A 16,177-nucleotide genomic window follows, 5' to 3' on the forward strand; every position below is an offset into this window, starting at 1 on the left:
AACGCAGAGCTTATATGACCCGTGATGCTCCTTCGGCGAGCGTTGCCAACTTCGCCCAGGCGATCTCTGGATCGACGGCGCCAAAGCCCGCGAACGTTCCAAAGCCGCAATCGGAACCGGCAATCACCCGTTCCTTTCCGACAACATCGACAAACCGCTCAATGCGTTGGCGGACAACGTCTGGATGTTCAACGAAGTTGGTTGTGGTATCGACCACACCTGGCACCAGCACTTTGTCATCAGGGATATCAGCCTTGCGCTCCGCAAAAACCGCCCACTCGTGGGCATGGCGTGGATTGGACGTTTCAAAGAGCATGTACCGTGCGTTCGTGCTCATCAGCGTGTCGAACATTTTTGCCATATCAATGTCGCAGACATGGGGTCCCTCATAGTTGCCCCAGCAGATATGCACCCTCACCTTATCCTGCGGAATGCCATCAAGGGCATGATTAAGGGCGTCGACATTTTGCTGGGCAACCTTCACGAACTCATCGTCTGACAGGTCGTTGAAAAGCATGTGCCGAGAAAGCGCGAGATCTGGGCAGTCCAATTGTAGATCAAGTCCAGCATCAACAATCGTGCGGTACTCCTCGCGCATCGCGTCGGCCAAGGCTGCCAGATAAGCCTCTCGGCTTGAATAGTGATCGTTGGGCAAAAACAGTGAGATGACGCCTGGTGATGCGGCATTCATGAACCCACGCTCCACGCCATGGGCTTGCATCGCGGATTTTAGGTTCGCGATATCTTTTTCAAGCTCGCCCTGCCCTTTAGACTTCACCTCGCCCACGCACATGGGCCGTGAGTAAGTCGGCGTGCCGTCGGATTCCGCCAAACGTTTGAGAAACGTCGGGAACTTTTTCAAGTCCGCCGGAGCGTTGCGTGGGCTATCGCCATCAAAACCCGTATAGCGATCCTTCACATAGGTGGCGTAACTGATCTTCGATGTTTCGCCATCAGAAACGATGTGGATGCCAGCATCTTTTTGCCGACGCACCCCGTCCATTACGTGCTCGGCCATGGCGGCATCGAAGGCTGCCTGATCATAGTCGTCCTGCCGCTCGCGAGCGAAGATGAAATCGACAACGTTTTGGCTGCGGGGCAATGAACCGACATGGGTGGTGGCGATGGTCATGATGGGTCCTCTTACGGCTTCTTGTGTGTGGCCAGGATGATGGAGTGGAGATTGCATTTGGCGTCTTCCAAACCAATCTGAATGTTGGAAAAGCCCAGCTCGGAGAGGATGGACTGATAGTCTTCTGGGTGGAGGCTAGCGTGATAGACAGGTTCCCCTTCCACCGTCCCTGTGCCTTCCCCTTCACTCGGTCCGATAGTGAACATGAGAGCGCCTGATGGCGCGACATGCTTGGCAAGCAACGGGATCGTGTCGCGCTGCTCTTGGATCGTCAGATGAAAAGAGGCATTCCAGGACAAAACGCCGTCAAACATGCTACCCAAGTCGAGCGAACGCATGTCGGCCTCAAGCCATCTATGATCGGGAAACCGCTCTCTTGCGAGGGACAGCATACCGGGCGCAACATCAACCCCGGTTAGCGCGCAGCCTTGTTCAACAAGAAAACGCGCAATCGGCTCTCCAGCCCCACATCCCACATCAAGAATTTTGGGCATCTGCGGCAAGCAGCTTAGGAAACGGTCAAGCCAGTCTTGCTCGAACAGAACCTTGGAACGATGCGCATCGTAGCCTTCAGCAACCCGATCATAGATGTCACGCGTCTGTGCGTGGATGGCTTGAAGATCACGAGAAGAAACGTTGTTTGGCGGCACTCTAGGTTGGCATCCATGTCAGCCCGGCGGGATCATCCGTCCCAACGATATGGTAGAGCGCGGCTTCTCCTGTCATGGATGGCTTGGCGCGATGTGGAAGACCTTCCGGCACACTCATGGTGTCGCCAGGCGCCAGCACAGTTTCGCCGCCCTCCCAGTCAACCTTCCAGTGTCCAGTCACCGGCATAAGCACTGAAGGTCGATTGTGCTGATGCATCGCCTCACTGGCAGAGGCGCGGGTGATTAGATCAACCTCAAAACCCGGCTTGTCACGGAGCATACCATTCTCACCGATCACTTTGGCAGGCGCTTTGTCGGCCAAGGCCACCACATCCCAATAGCGGGCAACGTAGTTGGGCACGACATCCGCCGTGGTTGGCTCAGGATACGCTGTGAGCTCATCATCCGTCAGAAGCGGCATTGGTCCGATGCCATCTGGCAAAGACTGCCCCTGCTTGGTGTCGTACAGCTTGCCTTCTTCTGAGAGGACCAGGCCATGACCCGCGGCTTCCTCAATCACTTGCGGCGCCCAAATCACACCGCCGCCCGCATCATCACCACCGAGAATGGCCATGATCATTCCATAGTCGGTTCCGATGTTCTCAAAACCCCGGAAGATGCCCGTTGGGATGTTGAAGATATCGCCCTCTTCCAGAACAACCTCTCCAGCATCTCCCCAACGTCCCCAAAAAAATCGCCAGCGACCAGACAACACAAAGAAGACCTCGGCCGTGCGGTGAGAGTGCAGCGAATTTCGGCACTTAGGCGGCTGGCCGGCCGCACCAATGTTGAACCCGTGCGGGATAGAGATGTGCACGTGCTGATCAGGGCTCTCTGAAACCCCACCACCGATAATTGTGAAGTTCTCTTTTTGGTCCGAGCCAGGCGTGTGCGCGTCGATAAAGGCTGTTTTGCAGGGCTTTAGCTCGCCATATCGAACGATCCGAGCTTCCATGTCTTGAGGGGTCATTTCTTATCCTGTTGCCAATAGAATCTGTTTCCAGATCGCAATCTCATCGTAGAGCACAAACTCTCGACGCAAGCCCCACGGCCCAAACTCGGCATGGCTTGCGCCCATAATGTGAATGTCCGCGCCGGAAGGTCTGCCGAAAACGCCATGGCCTGCATGCTTGCCGGTCAGCGACCAGCGGATTGCCGCACGTTCAGGAAACCCATCAGAATCATCCATGCCGATCTGATGATGGATCTCAAAGGTCGCATCTGGAAAAGCCGCTCTCAAACCAAGCCAAAACGCATCAACAGCCTGCCAACCGTGATCGGTTTTGTATCCCGGCATTTCAATCTGGCATGCCCGATCATAAGTTTCCCGGATGGATGCGAAATCAGCGCGCATCAATCGACGCAAATTGTCTGCATAGCGTACACCAGCTTCGTGTGTGTTACCTTTGGACCTGTATCTTCCTTGCTTGTCGGCCGATGGCGTGAACGGTTTGGCAGCGTACTCAAAGCCACCTTCAGCTTCGATCAAACGGCGAGTATACTCGACCACATCGTGGCCAATCTGTCGAACAATGGCGCCATTGTCTCGGATCAACCACTCATCATAGATGGAATCGTCCGCGGCTGCACAATCAGCGATGATGCGGTAACGCAACTGCTTTCCTGATGCTGGCCCGTAAACGCCATCGCGGCTGTGGGTCGCTGTTGACATCAAGCGGTGAGATGACAACAGGTCTCCAGTCTCCGCATCACCCGACCAAATGACATCTTCGCCCAGGAGCTGACGATCGGGGAGTTCGGACAGCACTGCCATTGTGGAGTTGATCGAGCCGCGATTGCCAATGGAGATACCAGAGGGCATGCGCACGATCACATCGTCAGCATAGTAGCGTTCCAGGGTGGCGATGCCGCGGTCTTCCCATATTTCTTTGGTGATCCCCAAGATGTAGTCGGGAAAATTTTTCCAGCGCTGGCTGAAACCTTTCATACAAATGCTCCTGTCACGGCCTTGCCGGTTTGCCGGTTAAAGCCCTGTTTTGCTTTGTTAAATTCTCTCATCCGCGCCAGCACGTCGACGCCTATTTGATCGTACATATCAAGCATGTCGACCATCACCCAGTTCTCACGAATCTTGCCGCTCTCAAGCCGCCAGAAGTCGAGTGAGCGCATCGTGATGCGTTTGTTCACCGGTGGGATTCCGAGCCACCCGCCATGGCTTATGGTCTGGATCATGTCCGGCCATCCGGTCACGGCAGCGTAATTGCCATCACCGAAGAAATGATAGGTTATCTCATCAACATACTGGCCGCGATCAGGCATGCCGGCCAGAAACGGGATTTGATGCCAGTTGCGGAAACCCTCAATACCACGACCGGTCCCGATTCCGCTCGGTCCGTACCAACTCATCTTTTCATGCCAGTAGCGATTCATTTCCATCACTTCCGGCCCGCCCTGCGATGGATGGCGTTTCATTGCCTCCAACATGTCGATGATGTGTTGACAAGTGATGCTGCTGGTTGCCTCGTCGTAGGGCCCTGGCACAATACCATCTTGTGTGGCTGGACCAAGCACCTGCCACTCACGGCCTAAGCTCGGCTGCATTGGCCAGGCGCTTGCCTGCATCATAAGCTCGGGAATATCCCAAAGCGCCTGGATCTCCACCACGCGCTCGTCTTCAAAACGATAGAACTCGTGAAAGCGCATGGCCGCCATATGGCCGGTTGGTGGAACATCAAGAAAAGGACGCTTGAAGGTGCCTGTGTAAAATCCACCACAACCCACCCAATGGTCACCTTTGGGTGTTGGGCCAGCCATCACAATTGTGTCCCGTCGTTCCAAGTCAGGAAATGCGTTGGCAAGCGGCGCGATGGTGGCAACATACGTCGCGGCAGGCCCTGACAGGGTGCCAATCGGGTGACAAAAATTGGCGACAAGATCCAAACTGAACAGGTCGTCCATAATGGTGAGAAGCGCCGCTTCATTGAAGTTATAGAGAGCAGCCCGGTAAGGTGCGATCAGCGCTTTGTGATGGCTTGGCACATCCATCACGCAGCCTCAGGGCGCGGTGGAACACGCTCTCCACGGTCATAGGCTTCCCAGCCTTCACCACTGAAAACATCAACACCCAACTGAGCTAAGATGTCGGGAAAATCGACCATCACCCAATTGTCGGCGATGCGGCCATCTTCCACTTTCCAAAAGTCCATGTAGCGGATCACGACGCGGTTGCCGGTTGGCTCGATCCCCATGAAGGCACCCGAATGGGTGGCCTCCTGGCGGCCAAAAGCGGCCGCCCATTCGCCCATAAACAGCCGAGCCTCATCCACGCACACTTTGTCTGTAAAGGCTGCCTGAAAAGGACGCTGCCAATTGTCTTGAAATTGCTGCAGCCCCTGTTTGGTGCCGCATCCGAAGTTACCCATCCAGCGAAAGTTTTCGGCAAAAAACTCGCCCATATCGTCGATGCGATGATCGTTCAAACCATCGACCATGTCCTCGATAACGCGCCGCGTGTCGTCGGTCTTGGAAAGATCCGTGTCGCGCGTGAAAAGCGCTTGTTCGGGTCGTGAGCCCTGCATATGCCCATCCATTCATAATGCATTGAAACGTCTGATGAAAACGCTTCAGGCACTTATGAAGTCGCGCGGCATGCGGTTCAGGCAAGGATGACGCATAAGGGCGCCGTTACGGGCGTTTGATGACATAGCCCTACCCCTTCACGGCCCCAGCCGTCAGACCTGATACGATCTGGCGTTGGAAGATCATGACCAGTAGGAACAGGGGCGCTGTGATGGACACGGCCGCAGCAACGGCCTCCACCTGATCTGTTGTCGTGGTTTCGCGGTTGAAGTATCCAGCGATGGCTGGAACCATCGTTTGATTGGAGGCATCCAAGAGCAGCGATGTGACCAGAAAATCATTGTAAGCCAGCAAGAATGAGAACAGCCCGGTTGTGATCACGCCTGGCCACATGACCGGCATGATAACCCACCGAAATGCCTGAAAGTGGGTGCAGCCATCCACGCGTGCGGCTTCATCCAGTTCAGCGGGGATGCTCATGAAAAATGAGCGCAGCATCCAGATTGTAAAGGGCTGATTGATCGACACGAGCACAGCGATCACGGCGAGCGGCTGGCCGTAAAGCGTTGGGGCGTTTTCTCCAAAGATAGGCTCAAGGATCGCCGCAGAATTCACGAAAACTGGCAGATAGCCCGCAACGAGAACCGAGTGTGGAAGCGCCCGGAAAACAAGTGCGATGATAAGAATCCAGAAGGCCAACTGAGAGCCGGACCGCGCCAGGGCATACCCAGCGAGTGTGCCGACCGTTAGCGATACGGTCACCACGCCGACCGTCACGATGAGTGAGTTGACGAAGTTGCGCCAAAACTCATTGTCAATCCAGACCGCCTGATAGTGTGCGGTGGTAAGGCCGATCACCGGTTCCAGACCAAGCGCGCTGTTGATTGCGCCAAGGATGGGCGGCAGGAGCCCAAAAAAGACGAGGATAAAGCCGACGGCGAAAACAGCGCTGCCAATCAACCAGCCAAGAACAAGGCTGCCCCAAGGAGAATACACTCCCACCAGTCGTGGCAAAAGCCGCATCGCAAACTGCACAGCGGCGTAGAGGACGGCGATACCAACCACAACGTCGATCAGTGTCAGTCCATCGCCACCAGCACGTGTCATCGGGCCAAAAATCACGTCCAGCGGATTGCCTGCAAAGGCATCGACCGGGGCCTTGAAACTCATGACAGCGATCCAAAAGATCGGGAACGCCGCAAGCAGGCACCAGAAGGCGAGAAATGCGTTGGAAGCAAAACGCAAGGTGAGTGGTTGTTGAAGCGCCTTGGGACCAGACATCAGCGAGTTCCCCTGTGATCGCGCCATGTTTTGCGCAGCAGCGGTATCAGCAAGATCACAATACCAATCATTGTGAGCATGGCCGAGGCTGAGGCTCGCGACACGGCACGGTTGCCGGAATCATCGGGCTGCAAGAAGTCGTATGTTAGCCATTGCAACGAAATGACATGGGCCTGTGAGGAGAAGCCAACGACCTCTTCGAAGACACGATAAGCATCCATTAGGTGGATGAGCGCCACGAAGACAATCAACGGCATAAGGTGCGGCACGATGATGTACCAGAGCCGCTGCCAGCGGGAAGCGCCATCAATAATCGCGGCTTCTACCGTATCGGTGTTTACTGTTTGAAGGCCCGCATAGAAAATCACAAATGCAAATGGCGCAACATGCCAGACGCGATAGAAAAGCATCAATATCTCAATGGTCCAGCCTTGCGCGAACATTGCGATATCCGTGCCGATGTACCACTCCAGCGCACGCGTCAGGATGCCATCACCGACAAAGAGCCAACGGATCGACAGTGCACCGATCACCGGCGTGATGATGAACGGCAGCAGAGAAACAAAAATCACCGGCCCACGCACAGCTTTCGCTGCATTGTTGACGGCAAGCGCAATGGCAAGCCCCACCCCGATCACCAAGGGCAGCGTGATCAACGTGAATGTCAGCGTAAAACGCAGTGCTTTCCAAAAATCGATGGCCAGCAAGCCGCCGATATCAAAATTTGAAATCGCATTCCACGCGCGCTCTGGTTCAAGCACGTTGCGGTAACTTTGTAGACCAACAAACGTTGTTTCACGCACCACACGACCGGCCTCGTCGAGAACCGGCTGGCTACGCGTTTCGGTGGTGCAGGTCTGCTGCAAGAAACCTGGCGTGCAAACCTCTTCGGTGACGATCTCCACAACAGGTTGCGTGAGATAAAAACTCTGCGTGAACACGCTCACAAGCGGCGCGGCGATGAACAGAAGCATCAGGAAGATAGATGGGCCAACAAAGGCGGCAAAGGTGCGGAACTTCATGCCATCTCCCCCGAAATGCGCTGATGTTGCCTAGAGAAAGCTTTGGGGTCAGCGCAAACCGACCCCAAAGACTGTGTGCCTAAAGAACGCCAGCTTCTTCAGCGGCCGTCACATACTCCGCCTCGATAGCAGCAAGCGTTTCTTCGGCAGACAGCTCACCGGTAAAGAACGCGGGAAGCTGGTTGCCGAGGGCTGTGTGCATGAGGCCCATCTCAGTTGAGGACGGGTAGGACTGTGGCGCTGGACTAGCGGTGGCCGTGGCAATGGCCCCTTCGGCTAGCCGGTTTGGCTCATAGCCCGGTATCAGCCAGATGGCGTCTTCATTGTTTTCCATCACCATGTCCGTGTCGATGCCTTCAAGAGCCACTTGGAAAGCGGCCTCGGCTTCTTCGTCGGTGATGTTGGAAGCAATCACGATGCCGTCCCACCAGAGTGTTGTTGCTGGTGCACCGCCATCCATTGCCAACGGAGCGGCAGCGGTGTTGACCAAGCCAACAACCTGGCTCTCATCGGCATTATCCATAGCAGCTGCACGTGAAGCCCAAAGATTGGCCATCGCAATGGTGCCCTGCTGGAACTGCTGCTGCACATAGGTGCTATCAGACACTAGATATTCTGGGTCCATGAACTCGGTAAGACGCGCCATCATCTCCAGCGCATTGACGCCAGCTTCTGAGTTGACGTTGGGGGTACCGTCATCGTTCACGAAGCTGCCGCCAAAGCCCAGGAACATGTTGTTAAAGTCTTGAGCGATATTCCAGCCAGCTTTCATGGTGCCACCGAGCGGATACTCGACCACACCGGCTTCTTGAATCGCTTCAGCAGCGATGATCACCTCTTCCCAAGTGGTGGGAACATCCAGGCCAAGATCATCAAAGATGTCGTGCCGATACATCAGATGCTGGGTGTTCACCATCATCGCGACCGCCATGATCTGACCATCGATGCGGATCAGTTGGTTCGGTGACAGATCCTGGCCATAGGCGGCGACAAGATCATCAAGTGGACGGATGGTGCCTTCGTTTAGCAAAGGCGTCACCGTACCGTTTGATACGCCGCCAATCTGGTAAAGCGATGGATCAGCAGCGAAAGCCGCTGGCTGCTTTGTCCGAAACTCTTGGTCCAGCTCGGCGGTGAAATTGCCACATTCAGCCATGGCGTCGGTAACAGACTTCCAAGCTTCGAAACCTGCGGTGAGAGAGGAAAGTTCAACATCGTTTTGGATCGCGCAATCAGCATGAGCTGACGTGCTGACGGCCATGATCGCGCCGATGGATACAGCGCTAGCAAGAAGAAGTTTTTTCATGAGATTGTATCTCCCTTGTTATTCGCCAGGCATTGGTGCCAAGCGTGTCAGCGACGCCCTAATGGGCAAAAGTTTTAATCGATGCGTTGTCCACTCTCAGCATCGAAGAGATGACAGATTGTCGGAGCCACAGCGATGGCAGCTGGCGCACCGATTTTTGTGCGGTAGTCTTTGTGAGCCTTAACGGCCACCAGGGCACCGCCCGCCCGCACCGTGATCATAGTGGCATCGCCAAGCAACTCGACAGAATAGGCAGGCGCGTTGATTTCCCCAGCATTGGTGATCTGTGCATCTTCAGCCCGAAAGCCTAGGACAGCTGGCCCATCGGGCCCTTTAAGGCCAGCGACCTCAACATTCTCTCCAGTGAAGGTCCCGCCCTCCAGCTTGCCTTCCATCAGGTTCATTGCTGGTGAACCAATAAAGCCTGCCACGAATGTGTTGGCAGGCTTGTCATAGATTTCTGTGGGGGTCCCGACTTGCTGGACGATGCCTTGTTTCATCACCACCACACGGTCGGCCAGTGTCATCGCTTCAATCTGGTCGTGGGTCACATAGATCGTTGTGACCGCTAGCTCGTGCGATAGATTTTTGATTTGCGCCCGAGTTGAGACCCGCAGTTTGGCATCTAGGTTGGAAAGAGGCTCATCCATCAGGAAGACGTTGGGCTCACGCACAATTGCACGTGCAAGCGCAACACGCTGACGCTGACCGCCTGACAACTCAGAAGGCTTGCGGTGTAAAAACTCATCAAGTTCCACCATCGCCGAAGCGCGGCGGACACGCGCGTCGTGCTCCTCTTGCGGGACCTTGCGGACCTTCAAAGGAAAACGAATGTTGTCGTAGACATTCATGTTTGGATAGAGCGCGTAGCTCTGGAACACCATTGCGATGTCACGATCTTTTGGGTCCAGATCGTTGACCCGTCGCCCGGCAATGTTGATGTCGCCACTGGTTGCTTCTTCAAGCCCGGCGATCATACGCATGGTTGTTGTCTTGCCGCACCCCGATGGTCCCAAGAGGACCAGGAATTCTCGGTCAGCAATGGTCAGGTCAAAGTCATCGACGCCGACGAACGAGCCCCAACGCTTGCACACATTGCGCAACTGGATTTCAGCCATAGCCACTCCCACACGGTGTTTTTGTTTTTGAATCCGTGCAGCAAGAAGCTTTCAACACATTGCCAAGCGTGGCAAGAGCAAATTTGCATACCAATGCATCGCATCGGCTTATTGCCGAAAATGGAGCCAAAATGACCGATTTTCGGGCATCAGCCCACACGTTTCTCAACACGTTGATCCGCGCACCTGAGTCGGTCTTAAACGATTTGGCACATGAGCACCTTGCGCCTGACTGTGTTTGGGACGTGTCCCACCCCATCAATCATCTGGTTGGTCCTGACGCTGTTCTGGATGGCTTTGTTCGCCCTCTTCGAGCCGCACTAACGCGTGTTCAACGGCGCGATGAGATCTTCATTGGCGGGCAAAACATCCGCGAAGAAGGTGGTGAATGGGTTGCGTCGGTCACCCATTATTTGGGCAACTTCGACGCCCCTTTTTTGGGGATAGCACCGTCCTACCATTTGATGCTTGCGCGCTCCGGTGAGTTCTATCGTATCGATGACGGGCTCATCACCAAAGCGCGGATCATTCTCGATATCCCCGATATGATCCGCCAGACCGGTATCAACCCCTTCGGCGCATCGTATGGGCTGGAAACGCTTTTCCCTGGACCTGCAACTCATGATGGGGTGCTTCCAGATAGCGATCAGGATATGGCTGGACGCTCTTTAGATGTGGTGGAAGGCATGCTCGCCGACCTCCACAATTTCGATCCAACAACATTCTCTTCCAGCAACCAGACAGGCGCATCGGGATATTGGCACGAGGACATGCTCTGGTACGGACCGGCGGGCATAGGATCCAACTATCTGTGGGATGGCTTTGTGAGGGATCACCGCGAACCGTTTCTTCGCGCGTTCCCGGATCGTAAAGGTGGCGACCACTATTGCCGCCTCGGAGATAGCAATTACGCTGCGATATCAGGTTGGCCTTCGATGACTATGACCTTCAAAGGCGATTACTTAGACGTGAAAGCCGATGGTCGAGCACTGACACTTCGCGTGATGGACTTCTATCGCTGCGCAGATGGCAAGATCATGGAGAACTGGGTTCTGCTCGACTACAACGATCTGATGGCGCAGATGGGCATCGATCTGATTGCCAAAACCCAAACTCTTCGCGGTCACTGACAACGCCACTGTGATCTCGCCTTCGGCCATTTCAAGTCATCGAATAGGGCTGGCCGGCCTTTGGATCATTTTCCTTACCGGCTAAGCTTTGGTCGGGGTGCCCTAATCCAAGAGCATAGACGGCAGCCTTTACAGGATCATCGGTATGCCCGAGGTCTTCAGCCAATTGAGCGTGGTTGAGAGCGGCCGATGGGCACGCGGTGAGACTATGAGCAGTAGCGGCAAGCATAACGTTTTGGCCAATGTGTCCGGCCTCGATCAACGCCACGCGATAGGCGTTGGCGTCGTCATATTTCCACATGCTGCGTGAGAAATCCGCCCGCAAAACAATGAAGCACGACATCCTATCGGGCCAATCCTGGCCACCCAGCATTGCGGAAAACCCAGCAGACTTCTGGCCGCAGGGTACCAATGCATGGGAAAGCGGCGCATATCGATAGATGCCTGGGACCAATCCCTCAACGGTCTCTGCGAAGACAAACGCGTCGTAGGGGTTGCGAGCGCCGCCTGATGGCGTAAACGACAGCGGAAGACGGACACCGGCGTCGTTTTGCGTGTAACCATTGATGCCAAAGCCCGCACGTAAGCAGTCGGACAAGGCTTCCATCGAGATAGGCGCAGCCGTGACCTCTCGAACAGATCTACGGCCATCCATGCTTTGCCCTAGGTCATAATCGGCAAAGCACCACTCGCGCGGTAGCTCTATCTTTTTGTCCGCAGCCCCGGGAACAAAATACGCATCTGGCTGGTCGGTGGTGTCGATTTTTTCACGCTGTTTGTCCAGCGCTTCATCGACCGACATCACAGGACGATCTTGGACGATATGATGGTAAAGTGCTGCTGGAGCGCCCCATTTCCAAGCAGAGAAATGGGCGTCTTCAAGTTCGGCTTCGTCCGAACCCTCGCGGACAACGATACCGCTGTCGGCTAAGTTGTTCAGTTGTACGGAGAGCAACTGCTCATCATTTATGCCGAGCGCTTCAGCAATGGCGCCAGGTGTTGACCAGTCTCCCATCACTCCGAGGAGCGTGATTATGTCCGACTTACCGGCAAAACGCTTGTTTTGAAGGTAGTTGAGCCCAACCAGCCCTGTCTCACCTTCTGCATAAAAGACCAAGGCGTGCGACGCCCGATAGTGCATGCTGTGCTCCTCAAGCATGCGAAGACCGGCAGCCTTACCGGCTGCCGGTCTGCAGTCCTACACGCTTAGCGTTTGTCGTAGGCCATTGCAGGCGTGTCAACGCCTTCGATTTGAGAAACCTAAGTCACGGTAAGATCGAGAAGTCATTATCATTCTCCAAAGTTGTCACGCCGCGAAGTACGGCTGGCGGCAACATGGAAAATCTCTCAGAGGCCAACGAGCAGCGTGATCCGCGAAGGGTGCGCGGAGAGCGAGCGAGGTGCACAAGCCCTTCGCGCTTTGTGCGAAAGGTGCGAACATGAGACCCTAAAGAGGTAAAAACACGACAAAAAAAACCTGCGCGTTTCAACGCGCAGGCGAAAAATCAACGTGAATATGTAGCTACTTATGCTGGCACAGCTTGAATAAGGGGCGCTGGCTGACGCGCCAGGCTGTGACGCTCGCTTTCCAAAAGATCGATGATGTCCATCGGAATGGTCGGCGCGTCGACCGCGTGGGAGCGAGCGTTTTTCAAGGCTCCACGCAACGACATTGATTTTGGTGCGGCCGTGATAACGGCCGCCATTGTTGTTGGACCGGTGGGTCCAATGATGGATGCATGACCAACCAATACAAAACGCTCAGTTGCTGCGTACCGCAGAACGATCATTGAAGGCTCGCGCGTACCGCTGCTGTTGATACCCATCAGGTAGAAATTTCCGCGACGCTCAAGGATTACGCCCTCATGATCGCCATCGAACTGAGCCCACCAACTGCGTCGACGCTCACCAAATCCGGTTATGCGTCGAAATGTCATGATGTTGCCTTGTGCCTTCACAATCAACACCGATCGCACAACCGTGTTCTCGTGCTGCGGCCCAGTGAAATCTACAAAGTAGATGCCGGGCTCAATTCTAGCAGGGGTTTCTTCTTCGATAATCCCCATCAGCTGGCGCCCAACGGGATGCTTCTGTTTAAGGTTATGGTTTGCATCGACCAACCTATCCGAGCTGAAGAGCTCGGCTTCTACGATTCCGAAGTATTCGCATATCTTCTCTAAATTACCCGTATTGGGCAAACCCTTACCACTGAGATAACGCGCGAACTGTTGGCGGTTTATGTCGACATCCCTGCAAACGCTTGCAATGCTCGGTTGCGTCTCGCACAGATTACGCAGATTTCGCGCAAACACTTCGCGTACTTCCATCGTCAATCCTCTGGGCGCATCGGCGCCGTTTTCTGCTTGCATCACGCTGTTGTTGGCTATGGATCAAAGCTCGGACAGAGCTATGCGAACGTCCATTGCCAATCGGCCGCACACCATCACCGATGGTTGCAACCTTCGTCAAGGATCAAACAAGTAATGTCGGTACTTGTCGCTGATGGAGCCGACAAAACCAAAAAGTATCATGAACAGTCCTTAGTGAGCCGCCTACTCATTTTTGAACTTGCGTGTTCACCGACCTGTCAAACCTTTCACTGGATCACAATTGGCAGCGATTGAACCAAGTGTTCGACAATTGGCTTGCCTGATATCTAAGCCTGATCCACCCTCCCAAGAAACACCGTGAGGAGGACACAGTATGCGGATCACTCTTGCTCTTACTCTTGGCGCTCTTATGAGCACCAGCGCACTTGCCCAACAAGCCGCTGACAGCGTCGCACCGGAGATGGCGTCGCAGAGTGCTTTTTCGGGGTTGAGCGAAGCGGCTATGGCGGCACTAGAAGCAAAAGAAGCCGGTCAACCCGTTGAGGCGGACACTTGGATGGTTGCGGCCGCGAACCCACTGGCCGTTGAGGCCGGTGCCGATGTGCTTCGTGCTGGTGGCACAGCTGCCGACGCGATGGTGGCCGTGCAAGCCGTGCTTGGCTTGGTGGAGCCACAATCCTCCGGACTTGGCGGCGGCGCTTTTCTCGTATGGTACGATGCAAGAACAGGTGACGTTACAACTCTTGATGGGCGGGAAACGGCGCCGCAATCCATCACGCCAACTATGTTCCAAGACGCTACCGGCGAGCCGCTTCGCTTCTTTGACGCTGTTGTTGGCGGACTATCGGTTGGCACGCCGGGGACACCTGCCCTGATGGAGGAAGCACACCGTCGCTGGGGCAACGCCAATTGGGGTAGTCTTTTTAGAGCGGCCATCACCCATGCCGAAGACGGGTTTGCTGTTTCCCCACGGCTCGCCACATTGGTGGCAGGTGATGCAGAGCGGCTTGGCCGCTTTCCCGCAACAGCCAGTTACTTTTTGCCAGGTGGAGAGCCCATCGCCGAAGGGACACTTCTGACCAATCAGGCTTATGCAGACACATTGCATGCCATCGCGAGCGAGGGTGTTGATGCGTTCTACTCAGGACCTATTGCTGAGGGTATCGTCGCAGCTGTCCGCGGCGCTGAAGGAAATCCTGGGCATCTCAGTCTCACCGATTTAGCGCTTTACGATGTTGTTGAACGCGATGCCGTCTGCGTTGCGTATCGTGATCACGATGTCTGCGGCATGGGCCCACCATCTTCGGGCGCCCTGACCGTCGGGCAAATTCTCGGCATGGCTGCATCCTATGATCTGGGGGAAATGGGACCGGAAAGCGCGGACGCTTGGCGCATTATAGGCGACGCCTCACGGTTGGCGTTTGCCGATCGAGGCCGATACATGGCGGATAGCGACTTTGTACCGATGCCAACGCGGGGTTTGGTTGACCCGGATTACCTGGCCTCTCGGGCGGAGTTGCTTGCAGGCGACAATGCTTTGGAAGAGGTCGAGGCTGGGATACCCGAATGGGATCACGCCATGGTGCTAGCAGACGACGAATCGCTGGAATTGCCCTCAACCAGCCACATCTCGATCGTCGATTCTTTTGGCAACGCCCTGTCGATGACAACCACGATTGAAAACGGCTTTGGCTCTCGTGTGATGGCGCCAGGCGGCTTCTTGCTCAATAACGAGTTGACCGATTTCTCGTTTCGAACCCAGCGTGATGGGGTGCCTATCGCCAACCGTATCGAGCCAGGTAAACGCCCCCGTTCCTCCATGTCACCAACAATCGTGCTGCAAGACGGAGAGCCGGTACTTGTTGTGGGGTCACCGGGCGGAAGCCGGATCATAGGCTATGTTGCGCAAACCATCATCGCGCATGTTGATTGGGGCATGGATGTGCAAGCCGCCATCGATATGCCTCATCTGGTCAATCGGTTTGGCACCTATGATGTGGAAGAGGGCACAAGCGCCGTTGATTTCCAAGAACGACTGGAAGAGATGGGCTTTGAGGTCAATGTTCGCGCCTTGACATCAGGTCTTCATGCCATCGCCATCGACGAGACATTGTCTGGCGGTGCCGATCGACGCCGCGAAGGCATAGCGCTAGGCGAGTAAAGCTCTGATAGAAAATGAAAAAAGCCCCGTGGTTCCCACGGGGCTTTGCTTTTAATGGTGCGGTCGAGAAGACTCGAACTTCCACCCGTGTTACCGGACAGCGACCTCAACGCTGCGCGTCTACCAATTCCGCCACGACCGCAAAGACTATTCTGAATTAGCATCCAGAGCGGCGCTGATACCAAAGGCCGCTCACAGTCTCAAGGGCTGGTTTGTCCGAAAGCGTGATTTTTTCAGCGCGAGTGGAAAACGCGTTTGCAATCAAAGTCTAAAGCTCAGATTTTCCGATCTGGGTGATGGCAACGGCAATGGCGTCTCCACTTACAACCACTTCAGCTTCAGCTATCTGCATATTGTTGGCCAGAACCTTCACATGCTCGTTGGGCAGCGTTTCAAGCTCAATGACCGCTCCACGACCCATGCGAAGCAACTGGTGCACCGGCATGACGGTCGCGCCAAGCTCAACAGCGATATCAACGGATATGCTTTCAATGGGGTTTTGCATCA

The 16,177-nt window shown here is 55.1% G+C and carries 15 protein-coding genes and 1 tRNA gene; 2 read left to right on the plus strand and 14 right to left on the minus strand.

Translation table 11 applies throughout. The features are described 5' to 3' along the window. Window positions 1-10: 10 nt before the first annotated feature. The 10 genes from ABWH92_RS14085 to ABWH92_RS14130 all read right to left on the minus strand — a co-directional run bounded on the left by ABWH92_RS14085 (window position 11) and on the right by ABWH92_RS14130 (window position 10,049). Entirely contained in the window at window positions 11-1,132 is a 1,122-nt protein-coding gene (locus tag ABWH92_RS14085) for a cobalamin-independent methionine synthase II family protein (RefSeq protein ID WP_375569376.1), read from the minus strand. Between the two features lie 11 nt (window positions 1,133-1,143). After that, window positions 1,144-1,782 carry a class I SAM-dependent DNA methyltransferase gene (locus ABWH92_RS14090; RefSeq protein ID WP_375569378.1) on the minus strand — a complete coding sequence of 213 codons (639 nt, stop codon included), beginning with the start codon at window positions 1,780-1,782 and terminating at the stop codon, window positions 1,144-1,146. A gap of 1 nt (window position 1,783) precedes the next feature. Further along, entirely contained in the window at window positions 1,784-2,752 is a 969-nt protein-coding gene (locus ABWH92_RS14095) for a cupin domain-containing protein (RefSeq protein WP_375569379.1), read from the minus strand. A gap of 3 nt (window positions 2,753-2,755) precedes the next feature. Continuing rightward, window positions 2,756-3,730 carry an ester cyclase gene (locus ABWH92_RS14100; RefSeq protein WP_375569381.1) on the minus strand — a complete coding sequence of 325 codons (975 nt, stop codon included), beginning with the start codon at window positions 3,728-3,730 and terminating at the stop codon, window positions 2,756-2,758. Beyond that, window positions 3,727-4,788 carry an ester cyclase gene (locus ABWH92_RS14105; protein ID WP_375569383.1) on the minus strand — a complete coding sequence of 354 codons (1,062 nt, stop codon included), beginning with the start codon at window positions 4,786-4,788 and terminating at the stop codon, window positions 3,727-3,729. The genes ABWH92_RS14100 and ABWH92_RS14105 overlap by 4 nt, the downstream gene beginning before the upstream one ends. Continuing rightward, the gene (locus ABWH92_RS14110) at window positions 4,788-5,321 is read right to left on the minus strand and encodes an ester cyclase (RefSeq protein ID WP_375569385.1); all 534 of its coding nucleotides are present in this window, start codon (window positions 5,319-5,321) and stop codon (window positions 4,788-4,790) included. The genes ABWH92_RS14105 and ABWH92_RS14110 overlap by 1 nt, the downstream gene beginning before the upstream one ends. Window positions 5,322-5,451: 130 nt before the next feature. After that, window positions 5,452-6,492 (minus strand): carbohydrate ABC transporter permease, encoded by a 1,041-nt coding sequence (locus tag ABWH92_RS14115; protein WP_375569387.1) that lies wholly within the window; start codon window positions 6,490-6,492, stop codon window positions 5,452-5,454. A 110-nt stretch (window positions 6,493-6,602) separates the two neighbouring features. Beyond that, window positions 6,603-7,625 carry a carbohydrate ABC transporter permease gene (locus ABWH92_RS14120; protein WP_375569389.1) on the minus strand — a complete coding sequence of 341 codons (1,023 nt, stop codon included), beginning with the start codon at window positions 7,623-7,625 and terminating at the stop codon, window positions 6,603-6,605. A gap of 79 nt (window positions 7,626-7,704) precedes the next feature. Then, window positions 7,705-8,931 (minus strand): ABC transporter substrate-binding protein, encoded by a 1,227-nt coding sequence (locus ABWH92_RS14125; RefSeq protein WP_375569391.1) that lies wholly within the window; start codon window positions 8,929-8,931, stop codon window positions 7,705-7,707. Between the two features lie 74 nt (window positions 8,932-9,005). Beyond that, a complete protein-coding gene (locus tag ABWH92_RS14130; protein ID WP_375569393.1) occupies window positions 9,006-10,049 on the minus strand; it encodes an ABC transporter ATP-binding protein in 1,044 nt (347 codons plus the stop codon). A gap of 131 nt (window positions 10,050-10,180) precedes the next feature. Here ABWH92_RS14130 and ABWH92_RS14135 point away from each other — a divergent pair, with 131 nt between their 5' ends. Continuing rightward, window positions 10,181-11,179: an ester cyclase gene (locus ABWH92_RS14135; protein ID WP_375569395.1), complete on the plus strand. Its 999-nt coding sequence runs from the start codon at window positions 10,181-10,183 to the stop codon at window positions 11,177-11,179. A gap of 31 nt (window positions 11,180-11,210) precedes the next feature. Here ABWH92_RS14135 and ABWH92_RS14140 read toward each other — a convergent pair whose 3' ends face one another. Next, window positions 11,211-12,320, minus strand: a complete 1,110-nt coding sequence (locus ABWH92_RS14140) for a SagB family peptide dehydrogenase (protein ID WP_375569397.1) — start codon at window positions 12,318-12,320, stop codon at window positions 11,211-11,213. 385 nt (window positions 12,321-12,705) lie between these two features. Beyond that, a complete protein-coding gene (locus tag ABWH92_RS14145) occupies window positions 12,706-13,548 on the minus strand; it encodes a helix-turn-helix domain-containing protein (RefSeq protein WP_375574256.1) in 843 nt (280 codons plus the stop codon). 334 nt (window positions 13,549-13,882) lie between these two features. Between ABWH92_RS14145 and ggt the strand changes: the two genes are divergently transcribed. Then, entirely contained in the window at window positions 13,883-15,670 is a 1,788-nt protein-coding gene (gene ggt, locus ABWH92_RS14150) for a gamma-glutamyltransferase (RefSeq protein WP_375569399.1), read from the plus strand. Between the two features lie 55 nt (window positions 15,671-15,725). On the opposite strand, the gene ABWH92_RS14155 is transcribed toward ggt, so the two are convergent. Then, window positions 15,726-15,812 (minus strand) — tRNA-Leu (locus tag ABWH92_RS14155). A 126-nt stretch (window positions 15,813-15,938) separates the two neighbouring features. Beyond that, on the minus strand, window positions 15,939-16,175 hold the full coding sequence (locus ABWH92_RS14160; protein WP_375569401.1) for a FliM/FliN family flagellar motor switch protein: 237 nt from the start codon (window positions 16,173-16,175) through the stop codon (window positions 15,939-15,941). Window positions 16,176-16,177 lie beyond the last annotated feature (2 nt).

Source organism: Ahrensia marina, from assembly GCF_042140245.1.
Taxonomy (GTDB): Bacteria; Pseudomonadota; Alphaproteobacteria; order Rhizobiales; family MH13; genus MH13.

What these genes read in the sequence shown, in the direction of transcription:
- ABWH92_RS14085 (WP_375569376.1), bottom strand. Translation starts at nt 1,132, where the DNA reads ATGACCATCGCCACCACCCATGTCGGTTCATTGCCCCGCAGCCAAAAC.
- ABWH92_RS14095 (WP_375569379.1), bottom strand. Translation starts at nt 2,752, where the DNA reads ATGACCCCTCAAGACATGGAAGCTCGGATCGTTCGATATGGCGAGCTA.
- ABWH92_RS14100 (WP_375569381.1), bottom strand. Translation starts at nt 3,730, where the DNA reads ATGAAAGGTTTCAGCCAGCGCTGGAAAAATTTTCCCGACTACATCTTG.
- ABWH92_RS14105 (WP_375569383.1), bottom strand. Translation starts at nt 4,788, where the DNA reads ATGGATGTGCCAAGCCATCACAAAGCGCTGATCGCACCTTACCGGGCT.
- ABWH92_RS14110 (WP_375569385.1), bottom strand. Translation starts at nt 5,321, where the DNA reads ATGCAGGGCTCACGACCCGAACAAGCGCTTTTCACGCGCGACACGGAT.
- ABWH92_RS14115 (WP_375569387.1), bottom strand. Translation starts at nt 6,492, where the DNA reads ATGAGTTTCAAGGCCCCGGTCGATGCCTTTGCAGGCAATCCGCTGGAC.
- ABWH92_RS14120 (WP_375569389.1), bottom strand. Translation starts at nt 7,625, where the DNA reads ATGAAGTTCCGCACCTTTGCCGCCTTTGTTGGCCCATCTATCTTCCTG.
- ABWH92_RS14125 (WP_375569391.1), bottom strand. Translation starts at nt 8,931, where the DNA reads ATGAAAAAACTTCTTCTTGCTAGCGCTGTATCCATCGGCGCGATCATG.
- ABWH92_RS14130 (WP_375569393.1), bottom strand. Translation starts at nt 10,049, where the DNA reads ATGGCTGAAATCCAGTTGCGCAATGTGTGCAAGCGTTGGGGCTCGTTC.
- ABWH92_RS14135 (WP_375569395.1), top strand. Translation starts at nt 10,181, where the DNA reads ATGACCGATTTTCGGGCATCAGCCCACACGTTTCTCAACACGTTGATC.
- ABWH92_RS14140 (WP_375569397.1), bottom strand. Translation starts at nt 12,320, where the DNA reads ATGCACTATCGGGCGTCGCACGCCTTGGTCTTTTATGCAGAAGGTGAG.
- ABWH92_RS14145 (WP_375574256.1), bottom strand. Translation starts at nt 13,548, where the DNA reads ATGCAAGCAGAAAACGGCGCCGATGCGCCCAGAGGATTGACGATGGAA.
- ggt (WP_375569399.1), top strand. Translation starts at nt 13,883, where the DNA reads ATGCGGATCACTCTTGCTCTTACTCTTGGCGCTCTTATGAGCACCAGC.
- ABWH92_RS14160 (WP_375569401.1), bottom strand. Translation starts at nt 16,175, where the DNA reads ATGCAAAACCCCATTGAAAGCATATCCGTTGATATCGCTGTTGAGCTT.